The organism is Desulforhabdus sp. TSK (assembly GCF_022836495.1).
Taxonomy (GTDB): Bacteria; Desulfobacterota; Syntrophobacteria; order Syntrophobacterales; family Syntrophobacteraceae; genus Desulforhabdus.
Genome location: NZ_BQXM01000010.1, coordinates 44,894 through 68,243, shown reverse-complemented (window position 1 = coordinate 68,243; position 23,350 = coordinate 44,894). Strand labels below are relative to the sequence as shown.

At 55.5% G+C, this 23,350-nt stretch carries 17 protein-coding genes and 2 pseudogenes; 12 read left to right on the top strand and 7 right to left on the bottom strand.

From position 1 onward, the window contains the following. Nucleotides 1-39: 39 nt before the first annotated feature. Nucleotides 40-1,668: a hydroxylamine reductase gene (gene hcp, locus MWC30_RS07915; protein WP_368860819.1), complete on the bottom strand. Its 1,629-nt coding sequence runs from the start codon at nt 1,666-1,668 to the stop codon at nt 40-42. A 459-nt stretch (nt 1,669-2,127) separates the two neighbouring features. On the opposite strand from hcp (MWC30_RS07915), the gene MWC30_RS07910 reads away from it, so the two are divergent. The 9 genes and pseudogenes from MWC30_RS07910 (at nt 2,128) to MWC30_RS07865 (ending at nt 10,153) form a co-directional block, all read left to right on the top strand. Next, on the top strand, nt 2,128-2,724 hold the full coding sequence (locus MWC30_RS07910; protein WP_244083625.1) for a TetR/AcrR family transcriptional regulator: 597 nt from the start codon (nt 2,128-2,130) through the stop codon (nt 2,722-2,724). Between the two features lie 198 nt (nt 2,725-2,922). Then, nucleotides 2,923-4,551 (top strand): hydroxylamine reductase, encoded by a 1,629-nt coding sequence (hcp, locus tag MWC30_RS07905; protein ID WP_244083624.1) that lies wholly within the window; start codon nt 2,923-2,925, stop codon nt 4,549-4,551. Between the two features lie 137 nt (nt 4,552-4,688). After that, the gene (locus MWC30_RS07900) at nt 4,689-5,249 is read left to right on the top strand and encodes a hemerythrin domain-containing protein (protein ID WP_244083623.1); all 561 of its coding nucleotides are present in this window, start codon (nt 4,689-4,691) and stop codon (nt 5,247-5,249) included. Nucleotides 5,250-5,278: 29 nt separating this feature from the next. Then, nucleotides 5,279-5,911 carry a CBS domain-containing protein gene (locus tag MWC30_RS07895; protein WP_244083622.1) on the top strand — a complete coding sequence of 211 codons (633 nt, stop codon included), beginning with the start codon at nt 5,279-5,281 and terminating at the stop codon, nt 5,909-5,911. Further along, nucleotides 5,899-6,435: an HPP family protein gene (locus MWC30_RS07890; protein WP_244083621.1), complete on the top strand. Its 537-nt coding sequence runs from the start codon at nt 5,899-5,901 to the stop codon at nt 6,433-6,435. Before MWC30_RS07895 ends, MWC30_RS07890 begins: the two co-directional genes overlap by 13 nt. An 85-nt stretch (nt 6,436-6,520) precedes the next feature. After that, nucleotides 6,521-8,312, top strand: a pseudogene (locus MWC30_RS22910) (molybdopterin-dependent oxidoreductase). Next, nucleotides 8,302-8,682 (top strand): annotated as a pseudogene (gene narH / locus MWC30_RS22905) (nitrate reductase subunit beta); the annotation flags it as partial. The pseudogenes MWC30_RS22910 and narH, both read left to right, overlap by 11 nt. Further along, the gene (locus MWC30_RS07870; RefSeq protein ID WP_270049406.1) at nt 8,665-9,132 is read left to right on the top strand and encodes a respiratory nitrate reductase subunit gamma; all 468 of its coding nucleotides are present in this window, start codon (nt 8,665-8,667) and stop codon (nt 9,130-9,132) included. The pseudogene narH and the gene MWC30_RS07870, both read left to right, overlap by 18 nt. Beyond that, on the top strand, nt 9,026-10,153 hold the full coding sequence (locus tag MWC30_RS07865) for a tellurite resistance/C4-dicarboxylate transporter family protein (protein ID WP_244083618.1): 1,128 nt from the start codon (nt 9,026-9,028) through the stop codon (nt 10,151-10,153). Before MWC30_RS07870 ends, MWC30_RS07865 begins: the two co-directional genes overlap by 107 nt. Nucleotides 10,154-10,158: 5 nt before the next feature. On the opposite strand, the gene MWC30_RS07860 is transcribed toward MWC30_RS07865, so the two are convergent. The 3 genes from MWC30_RS07860 to MWC30_RS07850 are packed head-to-tail and all read right to left on the bottom strand — an operon-like array spanning nt 10,159 to nt 14,964. Continuing rightward, nucleotides 10,159-10,782, bottom strand: coding sequence for a phospholipid-binding protein MlaC (locus MWC30_RS07860; RefSeq protein WP_244083617.1), 624 nt, complete (start codon nt 10,780-10,782; stop codon nt 10,159-10,161). After that, the gene (locus MWC30_RS07855; RefSeq protein ID WP_244083616.1) at nt 10,783-13,533 is read right to left on the bottom strand and encodes an MMPL family transporter; all 2,751 of its coding nucleotides are present in this window, start codon (nt 13,531-13,533) and stop codon (nt 10,783-10,785) included. Between the two features lie 18 nt (nt 13,534-13,551). Next, nucleotides 13,552-14,964 carry a TolC family protein gene (locus MWC30_RS07850; protein WP_244083615.1) on the bottom strand — a complete coding sequence of 471 codons (1,413 nt, stop codon included), beginning with the start codon at nt 14,962-14,964 and terminating at the stop codon, nt 13,552-13,554. A 239-nt stretch (nt 14,965-15,203) separates the two neighbouring features. Between MWC30_RS07850 and MWC30_RS07845 the strand changes: the two genes are divergently transcribed. Both MWC30_RS07845 and MWC30_RS07840 read left to right on the top strand, forming a co-directional pair. Then, entirely contained in the window at nt 15,204-16,085 is an 882-nt protein-coding gene (locus MWC30_RS07845) for a carbohydrate deacetylase (RefSeq protein ID WP_244083614.1), read from the top strand. Continuing rightward, nucleotides 16,082-17,095 carry a glycosyltransferase family 2 protein gene (locus tag MWC30_RS07840; RefSeq protein WP_244083613.1) on the top strand — a complete coding sequence of 338 codons (1,014 nt, stop codon included), beginning with the start codon at nt 16,082-16,084 and terminating at the stop codon, nt 17,093-17,095. The genes MWC30_RS07845 and MWC30_RS07840 overlap by 4 nt, the downstream gene beginning before the upstream one ends. Nucleotides 17,096-17,119: 24 nt before the next feature. On the opposite strand, the gene MWC30_RS07835 is transcribed toward MWC30_RS07840, so the two are convergent. From MWC30_RS07835 to MWC30_RS07825, 3 genes are all read right to left on the bottom strand, one after another. After that, complete coding sequence (locus MWC30_RS07835; RefSeq protein ID WP_244083612.1) at nt 17,120-17,413, bottom strand: lipid-A-disaccharide synthase N-terminal domain-containing protein; 294 nt, start codon at nt 17,411-17,413, stop codon at nt 17,120-17,122. A gap of 225 nt (nt 17,414-17,638) precedes the next feature. Next, nucleotides 17,639-20,860, bottom strand: a complete 3,222-nt coding sequence (locus MWC30_RS07830) for a CHASE domain-containing protein (protein ID WP_244083611.1) — start codon at nt 20,858-20,860, stop codon at nt 17,639-17,641. Between the two features lie 139 nt (nt 20,861-20,999). After that, entirely contained in the window at nt 21,000-21,461 is a 462-nt protein-coding gene (locus tag MWC30_RS07825) for a hypothetical protein (RefSeq protein WP_244083610.1), read from the bottom strand. 426 nt (nt 21,462-21,887) lie between these two features. On the opposite strand from MWC30_RS07825, the gene MWC30_RS07820 reads away from it, so the two are divergent. Next, complete coding sequence (locus tag MWC30_RS07820; RefSeq protein ID WP_244083609.1) at nt 21,888-23,345, top strand: cell wall metabolism sensor histidine kinase WalK; 1,458 nt, start codon at nt 21,888-21,890, stop codon at nt 23,343-23,345. The last annotated feature ends 5 nt before the right edge of the window (nt 23,346-23,350 follow it).

The window sequence follows — 23,350 nt, the reverse complement described above, 5'->3', positions numbered from 1 at the left end:
GCAGGTGCGGAAAGACAGCACCCGCCCCGGAGTTCTCCCTTAACCGAGGATCGCCTTGAGGTCCTCATCCGGCGTGGAAATCGGCATGATATTGAAGTTTTTCACCAGCACATCCAGCACGTTCGGCGTAACGAAAGCCGGAAGCGATGGACCCAGTCGAATGTTCTTGATCCCCAAATGGAGCAGCGTGAGCAGGATCGCCACAGCCTTCTGTTCGTACCAAGACAGGATCAGAGAAAGCGGCAGATCATTGACTCCCACGTTGAAGGCCTTGGATAGCGCCACTGCGATCTGGATGGCCGAATACGCGTCGTTGCATTGCCCCACATCCATGAGACGGGGAAGGCCCCCGATGGTTCCCAGGTCTTTGTCGAAGAAGCGGAACTTGCCGCAGGCAAGGGTCAGCACGACGCAGTCCTGGGGGACTTTTTCCACGAATTCCGTGTAATAGTTGCGGCCGGGCTTTGCCCCGTCGCATCCGGCCACCAGGAAAAAGTGGCGGATCGCCTTATTCTTGACGGCATCAATCACCGTATCGGCAACGCTCATGACGGTGTTGCGCCCGAAACCGACCATGACCTCTTTCCCATTGCTGTCTTCCTGAAAGCCCGGCAGTTCGAGGGCACGTTTGATCACCGGGGCAAAATTCCCGTTGGGGACATGCACGACTCCCGGCCATCCGACGAGTCCCGTCGTGAAGATATTGGCCGAGTAGGAGCCCTGGGGCTTCTGGATGCAGTTGGTCGTCATGAGAATCGCCCCCGGAAATGCGGCAAACTCCTTCTGCTGATTCTGCCAGGCCGTTCCATAGTGGCCGTAGAAATGGGGATATTTTTTCAGCTCGGGATACCCATGGGTGGGAAGCATCTCGCCATGGGTATAGATATCGATCCCTTTGCCCTCCGTCTGCTCGAGGAGCTCTGCGAGGTCCTTCAGATCGTGGCCGGAGACAAGAATCGCTTTGCCCTTTCGGTGCCCCAGGGGGACTTTCGTCGGAACGGGGTGTCCGTAGGTCCCTGTGTTGCCCGAATCCAGGAGCTCCATAGCCCTCAGGTTCACCTCGCCACACTTGAGCACCAGACCTACCCAATCGTTCAGGCCAAGGTCGCTCCTGGTGAGAGAGGCGAGCCCTTCGTGAACGAATGTATAGACGCTGTCATCTTCCTGGCCGAGGATGTGGGCATGATCCGCATAGGCGGCCACTCCCTTCAGACCAAAAAGCAAAATATGCTCAAGAGAGAGGATGTCGGGGTTGATGGACGTGTCGGCTTTGAGGCCCGCGCGTGCACTCTGTGCAACCATTCCTTCCATGGTGGACTCGAGCTTGAACGTTGCGGCGTCGTGGGAGCTCTCCACCGCTCCCCCAGCCCCTTGCACTTTTCCCCGCAAAGAGTCACGCATGGCGACAGCCCGCCTGGTAAGATCGGCCACACGTTCCTGATCGAAATTGACGTTGGTCAGAGTAGAAAAAAGAGCTTCACAGGTGAAGACGTTGACTTTTTGATCGACCACTCCGACTTTTCTCCCCGCGACAGCGTAGATGGAGAGTCCCTTGAGGGCGTATATCAAAAGATCCTGAAGGTCTGAGACTTCCGGCTGCTTGCCGCATATCCCCACCTTTGTACACCCTTCACCCTTTGCCGCCTGCTCACACTGGTAACAGAACATGGGCTCACTACGTTCCATCACCTGTTGGCCGCCTGCCTCTGCTCCCCTGGAAAACGCCTTCGCCAACCCATCTTTGATCATTTTCATAAACGACATAGCTGAAACCTCCCAATGAATCATGATTCGGATCAAAAAAACCTCTTACACCACATCAACTTCCCGAGCTCCACATTGTCACCCCCTCCAAGAACATGGCGCCTCGGAGGGCAGTCTCGCATTTTTGTAGCCGTTGCTTTCGTCCCTTCTATATCGTACCGACTCTGCGGGGGGGTTGACTCAAGTCAAATGCCTGCGCTTTTGCCAGAGGTAAAGTGACGACAACCTCTACTCGGTGTCGGTGCGATGCAGGCTTCCGCATGTTCCACAACGGGTGCAGGCCTGCTTGCCGATGAGTACGACCTTGACAAACAGGCGGACTGGCCCTAGCTAATGTGAATATACATTCAGTTGAGGGTATACATGAGCGTTAAAAAATTCGCCACGGAAATTCGCCGGGAACAAATCGCTCAGGCTGCTGTGGAGCTCATCGCCAGCCAAGGGATGAAGGGATTCAATATGGCCGGGCTCGCCCGTCAGGTGGGTGTCGCTCCCTCGGCCATTTATCATCATTTTAAAAACAAGGATGAGGTGATAGAGGCTGTACTGGACCACCTCCAAAACCGTCTTCTAGGGAATGTTCGGTCCGTGCTCTCGATGACGCCCCATCCACTGGACCAGCTCAAGCAGCTGCTGGCCGCTCATGTGGAGCTCGTTGTGGGGCACAGTGCCATGCCGAGAATCCTCTTTTCTGAAGATATTTATGGAGGAAAATCTGAGCACAGGTCCAGGCTCAAAGACATCATCATGAGATACATCTCCGAGCTCGCATCCATTTTCCGCCAAGGCCAGCAGGTCCGTTCCATTCGGCCCGAGCTGGATCCAGAAGCACTCGCTGTCATGTTCCTGGGTCTTTTGCAGCCGACCGCCATTCTCTGGCACCTGAGCGACGGCGAATTTGACGCCAAAAAACAGGTGGAAAAAGGTTGGTCCATCTTTGCAGAAGCTATCCGCCCATGATGTATGGAGGATTGTGACGGCTTTTGCCCACAATGGTTTTAATCGCTGGGATCGAATCCTCGGTCTGGATCATTGCCTGAGCGATGCACGTTAAATTCAATGGCACCCCTGAAGGGGATGGGCGCCGGGCTTTCGGTTCCCGTTCAAAAAACCGGGCGCTCCTCTGTAACAACCCAAGACAAAAAGGAGAAAATGGACATGTTTTGCTACCAATGTGAGCAGACGGCAAAAGGCGAAGGCTGTGTAAAAATCGGTGTGTGCGGGAAACAGCCCGACGTTGCAGCACTCCAGGACCTTCTGACCCATGCCTTGAAAGGACTCGCCCTTTATGCTGTGGAAGGGCGAAAAGTCGGCGTCGTCGATGGCGAAGTCAATGTTTCCACCTGTGAAGCCATGTTCTCGACACTGACCAATGTCAACTTCGATCCCGCGGATCTGATGAATTTCCTCAAACGAGTGGTGGCGTTGAGAGACAGCCTCAAAGCCAAAGTCAAGGCAGCAGGCGGGAAGACGGATTTTGCCGACGATGCGGCCAATTTCCAGCTGGAATCGACTCTCGAGGGCATGGTGGCCCAGGGAGAAAAGGTCGGCGTCAAACCCGACCCCAGCGTAAATGCGGACATCCTCTCCCTGCAGCACACCGTCCTCTTCGGTCTGAGGGGAGTCTGCGCCTATGCGGACCATGCCCAGATCCTGGGGCAGGAGGACGATTCCGTTTACGCATTTGTCCATGAAGCCCTCGCTGCCATGATGAAAAAGGACCTTGACCTCAATGCCTGGGTAGGGCTGACCCTCAAGTGTGGTGAAGTCAATCTGAGAGCCATGGATCTTCTGGATGCGGGCAATACGGGGACCTATGGGCATCCCGTTCCGACGAAAGTTCCCCTGGGGCACAGAAAAGGTAAGGCGATCCTCGTCTCCGGCCATGACCTCAAGGACCTCGCAGAGCTCCTCGAGCAGACGGAGGGCAAGGGGATCGATATCTATACCCACGGTGAGATGCTCCCCACCCATGGCTATCCCGAGCTGAAGAAATATCCCCATTTCTACGGCCACTATGGAACGGCTTGGCAGAACCAGCAAAAGGAGTTTGGTCAGTTCCCCGGCGCCATCCTCATGACGACCAACTGCATCCAGCGACCTCAGGAGAGTTATACGAAGAACATTTTCACCTCGGGCCTGGTGGGTTGGCCGGGAGTCCCCCATATCGCCGATCGCAACTTCTCCCCCGTCATCCAAAAGGCCCTGGAGCTTCCAGGTTTCCAGGAAAACTCCAACGGCAAGGAAGTCATGGTGGGTTTCGGGCGCAACACCGTCATGAGTGTTGCCGACAAGGTGATCGATGCCGTCAAAAACAAGGCGATCCGGCACTTCTTCCTGGTGGCCGGCTGTGACGGAGCAAAGCCCGGCCGCAACTATTACACGGAATTCGTGGAAAAGGTTCCCCAGGACTGCGTCGTGCTGACCCTTGCCTGCGGCAAGTTTCGCTTCTTCGATAAAGACCTGGGAACCATCGGGGGGCTCCCGCGGCTCATGGATGTGGGGCAGTGCAACGACGCGTATTCGGCCATCCAGATCGCCGTGGCACTCTCCAAGGCCTTCAACGTGGGAGTGAATGACCTTCCTCTCTCCCTGGTGCTTTCATGGTATGAGCAAAAGGCCGTGGCCATCCTGCTGACGCTCCTCCACCTCGGCATCAAGAACATCCGGCTTGGCCCATCCCTGCCGGCGTTCGTTACGCCGAACGTGCTGGATGTTTTAGTGAAAAATTTTAACATCATGCCCATCAGCACACCCGATGAAGACTTGAAAGCCATCCTGGGTTAACCTGCCATACAGGGGGAGGACTTCGGGCCTCTCCCTGGTGTTGGAATGTGAATGCCGGAACCCATCCAGCAGCAGCATGGATTGAGGTTCCGTATTGTTTTGCCCTGGTTCGCTAAAATGAAGAAAGGGGATTGATCATGAAGCCTGTGGAAGAGCTCAGAATGGAGCATGAGGCCGTAAAGCTGACACTCAGGGTGCTCGAAGAGATTTGTACGAGAATGGAGCGGCAGGGAGATCCCGGCGTCGGCGATGCCGTCGCTCAGCTCTTGGAATTTTTTTCGGTGTTTGTGGACAAATGCCATCACGGCAAAGAAGAAGAGCTGCTTTTCCCCGCTTTGGAGCAGGTAGGAGTTAAAGTGGAGGGCGGCCCCATCGGTGTCTTGCTGAAAGAGCATCAACAGGGACGCGAATGTGTTCAGAGGATGAGTAAATCGTTTTCGGCACACAGGCCGGGGGAGCCTGGGACCTCTGTCGATTTTAATCGGGATGCAAGAGAATACGTTGCTCTGTTGGGCCTGCACATCGAAAAAGAGAACAATGTCCTGTTTCCTCTGGCCGAACGAGAGCTTTCGGAGGCGAAGCAGGCCGAACTGTCCGACGGATTCGAGCGAATCGAAAACGAAAAGATCGGTGTCGGCAGGCATGAACAGTTTCACCTCATGTTGGACAATTTAAAAGGCCTCTATCTACACCCGTAGAAAGCAGCTGTATTGGAAAGAGCCATGCCATGAAAAAGAGAACAGAAAGCACAGAGGTGGATTTATCCGGAGTGGGATTGACCGATGCCGATATCTACGAGGCCATGAAGTCCATTTCGGGATATATCGATATTACTCCAGGAGATTTCAAGGAACTGTACTGTATTGCGTACAGGCATGCCATGGAGCGATTCGCCCGGTCCGTATCCGCTCGGGATATTATGGCGACGAAGGTCGTCTCCGTGCAACCCGAGAACCCCCTGGCCGACGTCGTTGAAGTCATGAGTGAGCACGGGGTTTCCGGTGTACCCGTATTGGATTCCGAGGGAAAGGTCCTGGGGGTCATTTCAGAGAAGGACATTCTCTTTCAATTCCTGGGTGAGAAAACGGGAAATTTCATGGCTGCCCTGCAGCGCTGTCTCCATGCGGGAGGCTGCATGGCTGTTCCTGTCCGGAAGCTGAAAGCCGGCGAGGTGATGACCTCTCCCGCCGTCACGGTCTCAGAAGATGCCTTCCTGGGTGAGATCGTGGAATTGCTCACTCAAAAGGGAATCAACAGGCTGCCGGTGACGGACCCCGACGGTCGACTGGCAGGGATCATCGCACGAAGCGACATCGTGAATGCCACAATGAGAGGCAGGACTTGCTCATGGAATACCTGAAAAAGATGAAAGGAAGCACCCAGAGTCCTCCCAGAGTGGGCTTTCGCGAGATCTTCTGGTCCTGGATAGGAAGCGTTCTGGGAATCGCCGCTGTCGGCTATCTCAATGACCATTTTTTTAAAGGCACCGATCTCATGCTCATCATCGGCTCCTTCGGTGCCTCTGCCGTCCTCATTTTCGGGGCCACCAAGAGCCCCCTGGCACAGCCTCCCAACCTCATGGGCGGGCACCTCATTTCAGCCCTCATCGGCGTTTCTGCATACAAGCTCCTGCATCCCTGGATGTGGCTGGCGGCTGCGGTTGGGGTAGCCACAGCCATCGCAGCCATGCACGCCACCAAAACACTGCACCCGCCGGGAGGAGCGACAGCCCTCATCGCGGTCATCGGCGGCGACCAGGTACACCGTCTCGGCTATATTTATGCCCTCATTCCTGTGACGGCAGGGGCCGCCATCCTCCTGCTTGTGGCCTTGATTGTCAACAATATCCCCAAGACCAGGAGATACCCGGAATTCTGGATTTGATCCCTTTGATGCGAGCCGAAGATGCCATCACCTGGCCCGTGCCTCGACACAAAATCCCAGGCGACATTTCTCGAGAGGGAATTGGATGAAACACAAAGAGTTTCTGTCTTCATTGCGTTTTTTTCGAAAGACCCAGGAAAAGGAAAACGATCGTGACGCCGGTCCCTCTCGGAATTGGGTGGAAGATCGCTGCGGAGGAAGGGAATGGGAAGACCTTTACCGCAGGCGCTGGCAGTACGATAAGGTTGTTCGATCCACGCACGGGGTCAACTGCACGGGCTCCTGCTCCTGGAATGTATACGTCAAAGACGGAATGATCGTTTGGGAGACCCAAAAGCTGGACTATCCCCAGGTAGGCGTCGATCTTCCAGCCTACGAACCCAGGGGATGCCCGCGGGGAGCCACCTTCTCCTGGTATGTCTACAGTCCTGTCAGGGTAAAATACCCCTATGTTCGAGCCGCTCTGCTGGAATTGTGGCATGAGGCACTGAAGGACCGGAATGACCCTGTGGCCGCATGGAAGAGTATCGTCGGCGATCCTCAAAGGGCGAAGCGCTACCGGGAGGCGCGGGGCAAAGGCGGGTTCATACGCGTATCGTGGGAGGAGGCCAATTTGATCATCGCCGCCGCCCTGGTTGCAACCATTCAAGACTACGGTCCGGACCGTATATGGCGCACGCTTCACGGATCTGCCTTTCCTTGTCCTGCTCCGAAAGAATGGCGACCGGTACGCTTCACATCGCTTTCTACGGGCATCGGACCTGGGGATGGCGGTGCAAAACGGCACCTCTTTCTATTACATGGCCACAGACCATTGGCGGTATGAAAACCTCGATTTATCGGCCCTCCGATCACCCGTCCACCCATCCTCGGACAGACTGGAGCACCCGGCAGACTTCAACGTCCTCGCCGCACGCCTTGGCTGGCTGCCGTCCTACCCACAGTTCAACGCAAACCCTCTGAAGATCTGTGAGGACGCATTGGCCGACGGTGCCGCGGACGACGCGTCCATTAAAGCTCGGACGGTAGAAAAGCTCCGCAATGGGGATCTCAAATTCGCCGTCGAGGACCCCTGCCACCCGGCCAATATCCCGCGAATTCTTTTTCTATGGCGCGCCAACCTGTTGGGAGCGAGCGGCAAGGGGCATGAATATTTCCTCGATCACCTCCTGGGGGCAGACCACGCCGTCATGAATGAGGAGGCCCTATACAAGGCACCGGAAACGATGACCGCTGGAGATGCCTCTCCTCATGGAAAGCTGGATCTCCTGGTGACGACGGAGCTGCGCATGAGCACCAGCGCTCTCTACGCCGACATCGTGCTGCCCGCAGCCGGATGGTACGAAATGCACGACCTGAGTACCACGGACATGCACCCTTTCATCCATCCTTTCAATCCTGCCATCGACCCTCCCTGGGAAACCAAAACCAATTGGGACCAGTTCAAGGCCATCGCAAAAACCTTTTCTCACCTTGCGGAACAGCATTTGGGACAGCGTAAGGACCTCGTGGCGACGCCCCTCCTCCATGATTCCCCCGGCGAAAGAGGAGAAGATTCCTTTCCGTACGCTGACGGGCCGGGCCCACTTTTATCTGGATCACGACTGGATGCTGCAGTTCGGGGAAGGGCTTCCCCTCTACCGGCCTCCGCTGGACATGCGCGCCCTCGGATCGACCGATGTACAAGCACCTCGCCAAAAGGGCAGGGAAATCATCCTCAATTATCTGACGCCCCATTCCAAGTGAAGCCGACCCAGATGATTGGAGGCTATGCTCAGTTGAGCTACGGATTCAATTACTACGGACCGACGGGAGCTCAGCGCGATGAAGTCATTATCGTGCGAAAGGCGGAGGAGGTGAACTGGTATGAAGGTTAGAGCTCAGCTGGCCATGGTCATGAATCTCGACAGATGCCTCGGCTGCCACACCTGCAGCATCCCCTGCAAAAATGTATGAACCAACAGGCAGGGCGCTGAATATATCTGGTACAACAATGTGGAAACCAAACCGGGAATAGGCTATCCCAAACGGTGGGAAAGCCGGGAGAACTGGAAAGGCGGTTGGACGATCAGGAACGACCGACTGGAGCTTCTGGCCGGCGGCCGTTCTTCCAAACTTTTGAAGATTTTCCACAATCCGAACCTGCCTTCCATCGATGATTACTATGAGCCCTGGACGTACAATTATAAAGATCTCATCGATTCGCCGTCGAGGAAGCATCAACCCTCGTTGCGCCCCAAATCCTTGCTTCTCCTGCTGGTCATCGGTGTGGGCACCTACAACGTCTTTTTTGGACATTATTACGTCCTGGACACTGTCGCTCCCTGGATCCGGGGAATCGTCACTCTCACTCCCGAACCAGGGCTCCTGTATGATGTACCCTGGTCTTACAAGCTGCACATCCTGCTGGCGTTTACTCTCTTCGCCCTCTCCCCCTTCACCCGCCTGATCCACATATGGAGTATTCCAATCCCTTATCTTTTCAGAAACTATCTCGTCTTCAGAAAACACTGCGCAGAGCCTGCTCGAACAACCGCTGGAAGAGGGGCATCACAAGCCGATCGAGGGGAGGAGGACACCAAAGATTACCATGCCTACGGACTACCACGGCAACTCCAAGGACGCGCTCAGCTCGCCACCAGACGGCAGAGGGGCAGGGAGCACCCTCTGGAATCGGATTGCCGAGGCATTGCGTGATTTCCCTCCCGCTTATTTTGCCATGGTCATGGCTACCGGAATTGTCTCCATCGCCTGCCACTTCCTGGGGTATGAGCTCCTGGCATTTCCCCTGTTCTACCTGAATATCCTTCTGTATTGCATCCTGTGGGCACTCACCATCGCACGGCTGATCCTCCACCGCGAACGTTTTGTGAAGGACCTGAAAACTCACAACCGTGGGGCCGGTTTTTTCACCATCATCGTCAGTACAGGGATTATGGGGAACCAGGCCGTGATCCTGGCGGATGCACGACAACCCGCTCTGATTCTCCTGGGGGTTGGGATCATCTTTTGGGTGGTTCTCATCTACACGGTATTCACTCTTTTCACGGTCCAGCCAGAAAAACCGACTCTTGAGATTGGAATCAACGGCACGTGGCTGGTGGCTACAGTGGCCACCCAATCCATTTCGGTGTTGAGTGGAATCCTTGCCCAGGAGGCGGGTCAGGCTCGCAATGTGTGGCTTTTCTTCTCTCTGTGCATGTTCCTTACGGGATGCATGCTTTACCTGCTCATCATCGCGCTCATTTTTTACCGTTTCATGTTTTTTGAGCTGACACCACAAAGTCTCGGACACCCTTATTGGATCAACATGGGAGCCGTTGCAATAACGACCCTGGCGGGAACGACACTCATCGCCAACAGTTCCGGGTCCCCCTTTTTGATGAGCATCCTCCCCTTCACTACCGGATTCACACTTTTTTTCTGGACGACCGCCACATGGTGGATCCCCTTGCTGGTCCTTCTGGGAATATGGCGTTTCGTGATCCATCACGGAGGATTTGCCTATGATCCTTCGTATTGGAGCATGGTGTTCCCCCTGGGAATGTACACCACCTGTACGTTTCAACTGGCCAGGGTGAATGGCTTGGAATTCTTGATGCCCATTCCCCGTCTTTTCATTTTTGCAGCCATCTTGGCCTGGGCTCTGACATTCTGGGGATTCGTCAAGAGCTTACGTCAGTTCTTCCGTGCAGTTCCGACAGATGAAGACCTGTAAGGGGTTTATAAGCCGGCGTTTTCGCCGATGGCCTTTTGCTGCAGGCGCATTTTTTCGAGCAGATCCTCGAACGACCCCTTCCCGATCACTTTGCGAAAGGTATTGGTGTAGTTGCTGACAATGCTCACGCCGTCGATGTCCACATCACGGATGAGCCAGCGTCCGCTCTTCTGAACCAGGTGATAGTCGACGGGGATATGCTCGTTGGTGCGCAAGATTACGGTACCGACGCGCATTCCTCCGGATTCGGACGACTCCCCTTTGTACTCGATGTTTTCCTTTTTCAGAAAATTCAAAACCATGCGGGTATAGGAATCCTGAAACAGAACCGTAAAGAGGTCCTCGAATTCCCTGCGCTGTGCTGGGGATATCTTATCCCATTGATCTTTTATGGATTCCTGAGCCATTTGACCGGCAAGGAAGTTCTCTGCAATGACCTGGCGAACCAGTTTTGCCCTTCCAGCCCTGTGTGCGTCTCCTTCAAGGTCCGGACGGGTCTGTATCTCCATGGCCTTTTCCAAAACCCCTTTCACCCGTGAAGTCGCCCCTCCGTCTGAGGCGTATACTTCCCCCACGCAGACGGCACACCATAAGGAAACCAGGAAAACTCCCCAACATCGCAGTTTCATCTAATCCTCCTCATCAAAGCTCGTTTGAGACGGCATAAAAGTGACCAAGAGAGCGGGCAGGAGTACGATGGCCGCTGCCAGCACACAAAGGCTTCCCACCGCCGAAACATACCCCAGACTGAAGATTCCCCGGTGGTGAGACAGCATGAGCGTTCCAAACCCCACAGTGGTCGTCAGGGCTGCAAGGATGACTCCCTTTGCCGTACTGAAGAGGAGCTCTCCCGGCAAGAGCCCCCCTTCCTTCCACCGATGCAGGATGATGACTCCGTACTCCACCCCGGCCGCCACCACGAGGGGCATGAAAATGCTGTTGGCCAGGTTGAAATCCATCCCCACCCAGCCCATGACGCCGACGGTCCAGAGGGTTCCGACGCCGAGAGGAGCCATGGCCAGGAGAGCCACTCCCAGGCTGCGGAATGAAAAAAACAGCAGAAGGAAAATCGCGACGACCGCATAGAAGGAAGCCAGAACGCAAGCTTGTTTGAAAGCGGAGGAAAAGACATAAAGGGAAACGGGATCCCCCACCACCTCAGGGTCCACACCTTGAAGGCTTTTGATGAATCGAGCAAGGGACCCGCTTTCCCACACGGACTCCCTGGGGTAAATCCGGATCATGTATTGATTGTTTTGATAAAATCGATCTCTCACCTCCCTGGGAATATCTTCGAGGCTCATGGGAGAGGCGGATGCTCCTTTCCTTACAAACTCCAGAGTTTCCAACAAATCCTGCCGGAACCGTGCCTGATAGTCTCCCAATCGCTGGAGAACCTCGGGGGAAGCATTCAGAGCCTGGATCACTTCCTCAGCCAGGGACCGCACCCTCGCCATCTGCTCCACCACTGGAGCGTCGGCACCCCACTGGTCCGCCTGATCCTCCTGCATCTTGAAGCGGATGCGCTTCAGTGTCGCCTGGATTTCCTCGACATCCTTCGGTCCGGGCAAAGACAGGAACGGATACAGCGATGCGCTTTTCACCAGGGGAATATCCGTCAGAAAAGATCGAAGGATTGCAAGCTTTTCGTCCTGGTCTTCGGGCAGAATCGAGTAGACACTTTCTACGGCGGCAACGGTGGGAAGTGCCTCAAAGGCTTCGATTTTCGTCTTCGCCTCTTCGGGAGAGCCGGCAAGAGCAGCACAGGACAGGAGAGATCGCTGGGAATGTTCCACAAGCCGTTTTTCCCAGACGACTGCTTCGGCGTTCTCGGCTTGAAGCCGCAGGGGATTGAGATCAAAACCCACGCGAACGGCGCTCCCCAGGCTGAGCAAGCAAAGGCTCACCACCCCTCCCAGGATCCACCGCCCCCCGGATGAGCTCAATCGCAGGAGTCGCCGTCCATCCCCTGAGGCCTCCCGAAACGCCGTGGAGCCGTTCTGATCTCCTGCCATGAAAACACTCAGGGCGGGGAGAACCGTGAGATAGGCCAGCAGCACGAGGAGGATCCCCACGCCGGCAATCACTCCCAGCTCCATAAGGCCGCGAAATCCTGTCAGCACAAATGGAAGGAATGAAAGAGAAGTGCTGAAGCCTGCCAGAACGATTCCCGGCCCGGAGCTATCCATGACTCTGCGGATGATGGATTGACGATCCTTGTATCCCAGACGTTCTTCCTCTTCATAGCGGCTGAACCAGTGGATGCCAAAATCGTCTCCAAGGCCGATCAACAGGGGTGCAAACACCGCCGAAAGCATATTCAAACGACCGACAAAAAGGGTCGCCCACCCGAAGGTCCAACAGAGTCCCACTCCCAGAGCCACCATTTGGATGAGAGGGCGGCGAAAGCTTCTGCGAAAGGTCACCAGGAGGAGCCAAACGCATAGAAATGAAATCCAGCTTGCCCGTTCCATATCTTTCAAGACCGTGGTCATCTGGTCATCGTTGAGGGCTTCCTGGCCGGTTACACCCGCCTGTATATCGGGAAACGACGCCTGAGTTTCATGGATCAGCCGCCGTAGATGCTTCAGAGCGTCCTGGAACTCGGTGAGAGTCCCATGGGTTTTTCTGGGAACAACGGTGACGAGGAGAAAACGCTTCTGTCCCTCCCAGAGATAACCTTCCTGGTGGAGGGCCAGTTTGTCCTGGGCAAAGAAAGAAGACCAGGGGGAGATATAGTCGGGATTTCCTTTAAGGTAACGGGAAAGCCCTTCCAAAGTTTCAATGAGGAAGCCGAGGTCCATCCCTTCCCCGGCACGCTCCGACCCCTCCTGGGTGGCCTCTTCGTCGAGGAACCCGGTGAAGAGCTCCCCCACCATGCGCCGGGCCATTTCATCATTGGCAAGAGCCAGAAACGTCGGTACGCTCGGCTGCTGCGCAAGCCCCTGAATCATGTGCGCATGCTCCTGCAGGGTGGTGCGAAGGGCGAGCAGATCTTCCCTTTCCAGGTAGAGAAGCGCCCATGGCTTGAAAACCCCGGGGTCCACCCGGTAAAAGACCTTCTCAAAATGCTGCGTTTCCGATTGGATGCGTGGAACGAGGGTCAGCAGGAACGACACCCCCCGATCGGGCGTGGGGGCTTCGATGACGACCGTAAGGCTCCTCTTACCCCCGTCGTCAAAGGGATCCACCCGATCGGAAAGGGCAATGAGGGGATGATGGGGGGAAATGAGCTCCAATTGATCGGTTGCCACGTCCAGATGCGCCGCCGTATAGGCAAGGGAGAGCGCCGCGGAGACAAAGACAACCCCTAAAACAAGACGTGGCCTGGGCAGGACCCAGGCCATCCAGGCTCGGATGCATCTCACGATCAGCTTCATTGGGTTTGGGTATTCCCTTCAAGGGCCAGATTGTGCATCAATTCCCGACGCGTATTCCAGGCGGGCCACTGCGACATGGTAGTCGAAGAGTGCTCGCAGGTAGTCCCCCTGATTTTTCCCGTAGCGGTCGATGGCTTCGAACATATCCTTTGCCGTGCCCACTCCCATGTCAAAGTTTGCAAAAGACGCCACGATCCATTTTCGCGATGCTTTGGCCGCCTTTTCGTAGGAAATGTAAGAGCTCCTCGCTTCCAGCACGTCCTGGTATTCCTTGGCCACCTGCAGAGGAATGCTTTGCTCGGCAAAATCCCTCTTGTGCAGCAATTTCTGATATTCGGCCGCAGCCTTGCGCACCTTGCCCTGCCCGATGCCAAAATCGAAATGCCACTGCCCACCCAGCAGAACACCAACATAAGCATGGTTGAAATCATCTTCAAAGTAGGAGATGGGCATGCGCTCACGGCCCGGTGCCCCGGCCAGCGACGCCACTCCCGCGAGAAAAAAAGAAGGATAAAGGTCGGCTTTGGCGGCATCCAGCATCGATTTTTGGGCCTGCAGCCCCTTTTCCAGCTGCTCCAGTTCCGGGCGCGTTTCCAGAGCCCGGCGGATATATTCCTCTCGATCCGCCAAGGTCCGCATGTCCTTGGGAAGTTCATACCGATCCAGCTTGAAGTCCTTGGCCGCTGGATAGCCGATGGTTCTCTTGAGGGCCGTGTAGGCCAATTGAGCCCCGGAATCCGCCTTGACCTTGAACCGTTGTATGTCGGCTTCGAATGCATCCAGGCGGTACAGGTCCGTCTCGTCGACGTTGGTGGAACCGGCTGCAATCAATTTTTCGATCCGCTGACGCGCATCCCGGATGAATCCATCGGCATCCTGGGCTGCATCCTTGCCCTGCCCCGCTACGATCAGGGCATAATAAAGCTCCTTGATGCTCAATATGATGTCGTTGTTCTTCTTGATCCTGGCAGACTTCTGGGCCTCCACCCCAAACGCTGCGGCATCCTGACGATGAGAAATCTTCCCGAAAGTATACAACGGCTGTACGAGGTTGAAATCAAGGCGGCCAAAGACACCGATACGGTCTTTGTCATTGTTCTGCAGCTCGCCCAGGAACAACCCGTTTCCCAGGGTTTCATTCACCACAACCGTGGGCAGATCGGCATCCTCCACCGGCCCTGTCACTCCTGTGATATCGAGCTGCGCCCACCGGCCGGCCTTCGCCTGGTCCAGGTCGCTCTGGGCCACTGCAATATCCTGGTCCGCCTCCTTGATTTCCGGGCTTTTCTCCAGGGCCATGGCAATCAGCTGGTCCAGGTTGAGGACTTCAGGTTCCGCAGCCCGGGCATTGATTACCGCCATCAAAGTTACAACAAGCAGCAGCAACAGGGAGCACACCACGCGGCACTTTTCCCTTTTACTGGAAGTCATATCTGTCGCCCTTTCCCGAATAAAGTTCACAGAATCCAAATGGGCTCAAAGTATCGTAAATCGCAATGAATGGAAAGCAGGAATACATCCGTTGCCAGCGTGCCGCCTTGACACGTTGAGGCGCTTCTGGTAGCTATTCCCCTATCTCGAGGGTCGAAAGAGTCATTGCTTGCGCAGTGAACGAGGGACAGGGTTACCCCTCGGGAAAACTATCAGCTCTTCGGATCCGACTCCAAACCATGACGCGCCAACTGATCATCAATGCCGACGATATGGGCTACACTGCGGGCGTCAATCGGGCTATCCTCCAGTGCTTCATGGAGGGAAGCCTGAGCAGCGCCACACTTCTGGCCAGGGGGCAGGCCTTCGAGGAGGCCGTCGAGGTCTGTAAGGCCACTCCGGCTCTGGGCATCGGGGTGCACCTTGCTCTCACTGAAATGCCCCCCGCCGCACCCCAGCATGAAATTCGGGAATTACTGACTTCAGACGGGCTTTTACTCCCAACACCCGGCTGTCTCCTCCTTTCCCTGAAACGGGGTAAAATTCCGCAGAAGGCTCTCGTGAGAGAACTGGATTTTCAGGTGAGCAGAGTCGTGGATGCAGGCCTGAGACCTACCCATCTAGACAGCCACAAGCACGTCCATGCCATCCCGGAAGTGCTGGAAGCCGTCATTCAGGTGGCACGAAGGCATGCCATACGATGGATCCGGAGCCCCTTTGAAACATCGGCAGGGTTGGACCTCTTTCCCTTTGTGGGAAGGGGAGAAAAAATCCTGTTCTGTAAACAGCATGCCAAAGCCAGGATCTTTTCCATCTTCAAGCGCCACTTTCTGCACCGCATCGGGCAGGAAGGCCTTAGGTGCGCCGAACATTTTTGCGGCGTCTCCCTGACCGGAATTTGGAACGAGGCTGCCATGATATTCCTGCTCCAACATCTCCCTCACGGCACCAGCGAATGGATGCTGCATCCCGCCTTCTGCGATAAAGACCTGTCCCGGCAAAAGACCCGGCTCCTGGAGCAGCGGCAGAACGAGCTGGACCTTCTCCTTTCAGCACGCTGGCGAGACTTCCTGGACCGATACAAAATTGCCCTCGTGCCCTATGGTGGAGCAACTGAGTGAAAACGAGCTTTCAAGCATCGCCGTCCCGATGCGATGCGGAACCGAGTGTGGACGGACCTGCCATTTCCGTCGTCGTTCCTTTGCACAACGAAGCCAGGACTCTCGAAGAGCTCTATCAGCGGATCAAGAATACCCTGGAGAAACAGGAGAAAAAGTGGGAATTGGTGCTGGTGAACGACGGCAGCACAGACGGCACGACGGGAATTCTGGACAGCATCTACGAAAGAGATTCCCGTGTGACCGTGGTCCAACTGCGCAGGAACTTCGGCCAGACAGCGGCGCTTATGGCAGGATTCGATCATGCCAGGGGAGAAGTTGTCGTGACGATGGACGGGGATTTGCAGCATGCGCCCGAAGAAATCCCCAATTTTCTCAGTAAGATCCAGGAGGGATATGACCTGGTTTCAGGCTGGAGGGTATCGCGTTCGGACGCCCTCCTGACGCGCACCATTCCCTCCCACATCGCCAATTGGCTGATGGCCAGAGTCTCGGGGGTACAGCTCCATGACTTCGGTACGACCTTCAAAGCTTATCGCCGGGAAGTTCTCGCGGATATCCGCCTTTACGGGGAGCTGCACCGATTTGTTCCCGCTCTTTCCTCCCTGAGCGGAGCACGCATCGTCGAAATTCCCATACAGGACATGGGACGTTACTCGGGCAAATCCCATTATGGGCTCTCCCGAACATTTCGGGTCATGTTCGATTTGCTGACGGTGGGATTTCTCCTGCGCTATATGACCCGCCCGCTTCATTTTTTCGGAAAGCTGTTCCTGCTGTGCTCAGGAGGCTCATTCCTCATGGGAATGTTCCTGCTCTTCCGAAAGGTGTTCTCCGGCGTTCATATCTTTCAGGAGCACGGTCCCCTGGCATTGCTGGCGTCAGTCCTGATGCTGGCAGGAGTTCAATTCCTCGCCATAGGTCTTCTGGGGGAAATACTGGCCCGCGTGTACTTCGAATCCCAAGACAAGAAGATCTACTCCGTCCGGAGGATTCTCCGGCGGGAGGTATGACTTCCGCGAGCCATCACTGCACCGTCACTCAAGCGATCCTGCCTTGACGGCGCTCCTGCCGGCCAAACGCTCCTTATAGATGAGGCAAACATTCCGAATATAGATGAGCAATCCGCCTGCCTGCCCAACGATGAACACAGGGTCTCGCCGCAGAATGGCATACAGGAGCAGGAGCGCTCCGCCCGCGAGGCTCAAAATCCAGAAAGCAAGTGGAATGACGCTTTTTCCAACTCGCTCACTGGCAATCCACTGCACCAGGAACCTTGCCGAAAAAAGTCCCTGGGCGATGAAACCCAGAGCAAGCAAGCTTTTGTCCATAAAATGACCCTAATTTTGCATTGTCAACATGCCGGTGAAAAGGACAACCGTCGGAGCGCCGGGGGCGATGAACTTCTCCACAGCGCCAGGACCATCCTGCACGCTTCTCTGCCGATGCGCCCTGTGGAGCAGCTTTGTCGGCTGAAAATCATGACAAACGGTTGTCTATTTTCATACACAATCAGGTGGTCGGAGCCAAGCCATTTTTCCTGGATGCACAAGTGCTCAATGCCCCAGCGCTTCTGCGACCTTGTCGGAAAGGGCCTTCGCGGCAAAGGGTTTTTGAAGGAATCGTACTCCGTGTTCGAGAATACCCTGGTGTGCGATGACATCGGCAGTGTATCCGGACATGTAGAGGCATTTCATTTCGGGATGCAGGACTTCCAGCCGCTTTGCCAGCTCCCGACCGTTCATTTCCGGCATCACGACATCCGTGATGAGAAGATCAATGAGCCCAGGATACTCCTGGACCCGGCGTATGGCCTCACCAGGAGTCCCGGCTGAAAGCACCGAATAGCCCAAGCGCCGAAGCATTCCGCCGGCAAGCTCCAGGATCGCATTTTCATCCTCGACAATGAGCACGGTTTCCGTGCCTTTTTTCGGCGAGCCCGGGTCACTTGGCATACCCGCAGCGGAATCGGCTGTCCCGGACTGAAAACGCGGGAGGTAAATATTGAAAGTCGAACCACAGCCCTTTTCACTGCAGAGGTTGATGTAGCCTCCGTTCTGCTTGATAATCCCAAATACCGTCGAAAGCCCCAGTCCGGTTCCTTTTCCAAGTTCCTTGGTGGTGAAGAAGGGCTCGAAAACCTTGGCCTGCATTTCCGGCTCCATCCCGCAGCCGTCATCGCGCAACGCTAGCAGCACGTACTCACCGGGTACGCATCCTGCGTGATTGGCACAAAATGTTTCATCGAGCGCCACGTTGTTCGTTTGGATGGTGACTCTCCCCACCCCGTCAATGGCATCGCGGGCATTGACCAGCAGGTTCGCCAACACCTGGTCAAACTGCGAGGGATCGATTTGCACATTCCAGAGGCCATGCCCCGGGACCCATACCAGGTCGATGTCCTCACCGATGAGGCGGCGGAGCATCTTGAGCATGTTTTCCACTGTTTCGTTCAAGTTCAGAGGGACGGGGTTGGCGACCTGTCTACGGGCAAAGGCCAGTAACTGTCGCACAAGATCCGCCGAGCGATGCGAGGCGGACTTCACTTCTTCCAGGATATGGTGGATCGGGTCTTGATCGTCAAGATCCATCAAGGCCAATTCAATGTATCCCAGGATGACTCCCAGCATGTTGTTGAAATCGTGGGCGACTCCCCCTGCCAGCCTTCCCACGGCCTCCATCTTTTGGGCCTGATGGAACTGTACTTCCAGTTTTTTGAATGCCGATTCCGCCCGCTTCTGTTCGGTGATGTCGATCCATGCACCCACAACTTCTTTGGCTGGGCCATTGCCACAGCGAGTCACCCGAAGCTGATCTCTTATCCAAAAGATGGCACCATCCTTTCCCAAAAACCGGTATTCCTGGGTGAGGCTCCCCTTTTCCATCAGATGGCTCATATTCTCCATGACCCCATCGACATCTTCAGGATGCAAGTGCATGGTCCACCATCCGGCCGTTAAAGCCTCACTCGCCGTATATCCCAGGAGGTTTTCAATATTCTCGCTCACCCATATGGGCTGCATGCGTCCAGCTTCCTTTGTTTTAAGGATATAGATGATCACCGGACTGACTGTGAAATAGTATTGGAGGCGTTCTGCCAGCTCTCGAGCAGTCTCTTCGACCCGCTTCTGCTCAGTGATGTTGGAAAGAGTGAAAGCGAATCGACCTTCATCCATGAAATGCGCGATAACGTTGAAATGCCGCTGTTCCTTTTCCAGGAACAATTCGAAGGCAACAGGCTCCCCCCTCATGAGAGCCTTTCCATATCTCTGGAGAAAGCTCATCGTTTCAACGCCCAGTTGAACCTCCGACGCAAGTTTCCCCAAAATTTCTGCAACCGGCAACCCGGTATGCGCCTCAAAAGCGGGATTGGCATGCAGGTAGATATAGTCCACGGGCTCTCCCTGCTCATCCAAAACAAATTCACACAGGGCGACGCCGCTCATGGAGTTTTCGAACAGAGCGCGGAACCGCTCTTCGCTTTCACGGAGGGCGGTGGTGCGTTCCACGACCTGGGCCTCCAGCCGCGCTTGACGATTGCGCAGGAAGCCGACAAACAGGGTGAGGACGGCTGTCCCGACCAACCCGGCGAATCCTGCCAGCAAGCCCTGCCGGAGAGGATTCGAGGCGTAGAAGCCGGAGGCTGGGTGAAGGACGAGAGCGAATGTGCGTCCAAAGGCAAACACCGGGAGCACCTGGGAGAGGGGATATCGCTGGAGACTATCCCTGCCCATGATGATACGACAGTCGTCCGCCGTTGCGTGCGGATAGGCGGCCAGAAGCGTCGGGCTCCTGGGGTTCATCAAGCCCAACAGGTGCGCCTCCAGCAAGGGAGATTCCGCAGTGTAGGACTTCAAGCCCGCTTCGAGAAAAGATTGCAGGCGCAGCCTCCCTGTGACAAAACCCCGAAGATTCGCATGGGCTCCACCCTCATCGCCCGGGAATTGGCTGTCGGCATTCGCTGCCTGGAAGACCGGTCGAACGGCCAGTATTTCGATCGCTTCAACACCGTCGAAGACCACGGACACGGGATCCGCAGGAATCCAGAATTCGACACAGGCTGCCCGATCGAACGCAGACGACCACAATGGCCTCGAGCTCATGTCGAACCCCATTTCCGCCTCCCTCCCGGTCTCCGGCGCGGCATAACGCACTGGAAAATAGGCTGGGCGTACCGAAGCGTCAACCCGCTCCCCTCGTGCCGATTTCTCCCATATGGCTGGATCCAGAGGGGCCTCAGCCGTTGCCTCCGCTTCATACCTGGACCGTTCACTCTGACGGACAAGCTCGACCCATTGGTATCCTTCTACGACGGCATTTCTTGCCAAAGGCTCCACGAAGGCGGCAAACTCCTGTCGCCTCACACGCCGGCTGGCTTCGAAAAACCGTGCGATGGACGCAAGGTCCTCGCAAATGCCACGAAATATGCTTCGAATGGCCTCCGCCTTGGAATCGCTGAATTCCACAAAAACCCTTGCCTCCTCCCTGCGTTCGGCCTCGATCAACACCAGGGTAGTCACAACCGTAAGCGCAAGTCCCAGGACTCCAACCATCGCGGTCTCCATGTGTCTCAGGGGACGCGCACCTTCCACGGGCAGATTATTGCGCCGGTGGATGCAAGCGGCACCGCCGAGGACAAGCAACCCGAGAAAAAGCGTCATCGCGGCAGGAGGCAGGCGCGCGGCGCTGACCGCAGCCCTCCAGTCATCGGCCAGGATGTCCATGCCGACGACCATGAGCACCTCTCCGGTTCGAGGGTCCAGAACTAGGGCGTCCAAATCGGCTTTCGGCCGTTGCCCGGTTTTTGGACCCGGCGAAAGCCTCCCAAGTCAAGCTCTGGCGGCCATTTTCCCGGAAAATCCGGGAGACCAAAAACCGGGTAAAGAATCTGGGCGATTCAGATCTTTTTTGGACGCCCTAGTCCAGAACCGGTGCGAATGCTGTCACAAACGTCCCGTATTCGTCCGTTACAGGCCCTATGGTCACCGGCTTCCGCCGTGAAAATACTTCATAGGCCTCCGGGGCGGGATTTTCATAGAGCGTACCCGGAGGGCTTGCCATGGGATCTCCTTCCTCGTAGTTCTCAGGACCGAAGAAAAGCTTCCCATGCCGCAAAGTCATGCTGTAGATGCCACGCTGCCAAATGAGGCGACCATAGGCCGTCATCTGCTCACGGAGACGCTCATAGGGCAGCGAACCTTTGTCCGCGGGGGTAAAGGAAAGCTCTTTGACCAGTTCGGGGTTGACTGCCTGAGCAATTCGCACCACCTGCCGCAGCATCTGTGCCCGCATCTCCTCATCCACTTTTCCGGCACGCCATTCCACGCAAAACCAACCGAGGAGCACCAACAGCACAAGCGCCGAAACAGCATGGATCATTAACTTGTTGTGCCTGATCCATGAGGGTTGAAAACCGGGGTCCATCACTATCCTTTCCGACAGGGCTTCCTACAACGGAGATTCATGCAGAGGCTTCTCGTCGAGAGTCGGAAAATGAGGGCAAATCGATGAATCTTTATGGCCATATTTCCAACGCTTCGAAGTGGACGAGGGAGATCCGGTTCTCTCGAAAACACTGGACTCCCAGGTGCGCATGGTATCCCCCCATTCCCCGGCAGGCCTCGCTTACACGCTTCATTCGTGCCGACGCACGCTGGAGGAATGACAGCCCCATGGACTGATTGACTCGCTGAAAATCTAAGTATATTCTACCTTCTCGCCCCCGCAGAGCACCATGGCTCCGGGCAAATGCGACATTCCGTTTTCAGCTGCCCCTTCACCCTGAAGACTGTCGACAGGAGATGGATGAAGATAAAATTTGGAATAATGATCAAGTTCTTCTTGTTTTATTTTATCCTCATTTCAATATTCAATGGGACGATCGTTGTTCTGTTCATCCATATTCAGGAAATCATGAAAATATCCGAGGATGTCGTCAACAAGAACTTCAGGATATCTTCAGCTTCGAAGAAAATGATCGAAAGTCTCCTGTGGATGGCGGAAACGGAGAGCAAATACAATCTACTGAAAAAGGATGATTACAAGACTTACTTCGCTTCAGCGCAGAGGCAGTTTGAGGAGAATCTGACAGAAATACTCCTGTTGATGCCCATGGAGGGCAAGGCCGAGAATCCCTGGAAGGAGCTTTTCAAAGATTATGTGGATCAGTTACCGGGAGGACTGGAAGGCCACAATGGCGAAGAATCCTCGGACGTCCTGTGGATTCCCGAAGAGGCCATCAACGACTGGGTCAAACGAATTTCCAAGGCCAGATCCGACAATGAGCTGCAGATAGAAGCCGAAATGCGGGGGCTGAACCACCGGGGAGAGATGGCCGTGAAGTGGGGGCTGGTGGGACTGGCGTGCTCCGCCCTGCTGGGTCTCATGGGCATCATCTTTCTGACGCGCTCCATGAGCAGGCCCCTCCGGGAGCTCCTCCGCGGGATACATTCCATTTCACGGGAAGGCCTTCGAGAACCGATCCGCATCCGATCCAAGGACGAATTCGGTGAACTGGCGGGAGCCTTCAACGACATGGCCAACCGCCTGAGGGATGAAGAGCGGATGCGATCGGATTTCATCTCCATGTTGAGTCATGAAATCAGGACTCCTCTGACCTCCATCAGGGAGTCCGTCAATCTCATTTCCGAAGAGGTCATGGGAAACATCAACGACCGGCAGCGTCGATTTCTGGAAATCGCCAGCAAAGAAATCGAGCGCATATGCGAACTGCTGAACCACCTCATGCAGGTGTCCCGACTGGAGGCAGGCGCCGTATCCATCCGACGCATTCCCTTCTCCCCGGCTGACCTCGTTTCGGGCAGCATCTACCGCGTGACGCCGGCCGCCGAAGCCAGAGACATCAAAATCCGGACGGAAATTCCCGCCCAACTGCCTCAAGCCATGGGCGACCCTGAAAATCTGCAGCAGGTCCTGATGAATCTTTTGGGGAATGCCATCAAGTTCTCTTCCCCTGGAGACAATATTGTTGTACGTATACATGTTGATCAGGGTCCGGCGGGGAAATGGCTGAAATTCAGTGTCGAGGACAACGGCCCCGGGATCCCGCCGGATGAGTTGACCATGGTTTTCCACAAGTACTACCGGGCTTCAGGAATACGGAATCAAGTCGATGGCGCAGGTCTCGGCCTGAGCATTTCCAAGCATATCGTCGAAGCCCATGGGGGGGTCATTGGGGTGGAAAGTCAGGTAGGGAAAGGCAGTAACTTTACCTTTACCCTTCCCATTTCCTCTGAGGAATAACAAGC

Bases quoted from the DNA above. Each gene is read 5' to 3' on its own strand.
- hcp (WP_368860819.1), bottom strand. From the start codon at position 1,668: ATGTTCTGTTACCAGTGTGAGCAGGCGGCAAAGGGTGAAGGGTGTACA.
- MWC30_RS07910 (WP_244083625.1), top strand. From the start codon at position 2,128: ATGAGCGTTAAAAAATTCGCCACGGAAATTCGCCGGGAACAAATCGCT.
- hcp (WP_244083624.1), top strand. From the start codon at position 2,923: ATGTTTTGCTACCAATGTGAGCAGACGGCAAAAGGCGAAGGCTGTGTA.
- MWC30_RS07900 (WP_244083623.1), top strand. From the start codon at position 4,689: ATGAAGCCTGTGGAAGAGCTCAGAATGGAGCATGAGGCCGTAAAGCTG.
- MWC30_RS07895 (WP_244083622.1), top strand. From the start codon at position 5,279: ATGAAAAAGAGAACAGAAAGCACAGAGGTGGATTTATCCGGAGTGGGA.
- MWC30_RS07890 (WP_244083621.1), top strand. From the start codon at position 5,899: ATGGAATACCTGAAAAAGATGAAAGGAAGCACCCAGAGTCCTCCCAGA.
- MWC30_RS07865 (WP_244083618.1), top strand. From the start codon at position 9,026: ATGCCTACGGACTACCACGGCAACTCCAAGGACGCGCTCAGCTCGCCA.
- MWC30_RS07860 (WP_244083617.1), bottom strand. From the start codon at position 10,782: ATGAAACTGCGATGTTGGGGAGTTTTCCTGGTTTCCTTATGGTGTGCC.
- MWC30_RS07855 (WP_244083616.1), bottom strand. From the start codon at position 13,533: ATGAAGCTGATCGTGAGATGCATCCGAGCCTGGATGGCCTGGGTCCTG.
- MWC30_RS07850 (WP_244083615.1), bottom strand. From the start codon at position 14,964: ATGACTTCCAGTAAAAGGGAAAAGTGCCGCGTGGTGTGCTCCCTGTTG.
- MWC30_RS07845 (WP_244083614.1), top strand. From the start codon at position 15,204: ATGACGCGCCAACTGATCATCAATGCCGACGATATGGGCTACACTGCG.
- MWC30_RS07835 (WP_244083612.1), bottom strand. From the start codon at position 17,413: ATGGACAAAAGCTTGCTTGCTCTGGGTTTCATCGCCCAGGGACTTTTT.
- MWC30_RS07825 (WP_244083610.1), bottom strand. From the start codon at position 21,461: ATGATCCATGCTGTTTCGGCGCTTGTGCTGTTGGTGCTCCTCGGTTGG.
- MWC30_RS07820 (WP_244083609.1), top strand. From the start codon at position 21,888: ATGAAGATAAAATTTGGAATAATGATCAAGTTCTTCTTGTTTTATTTT.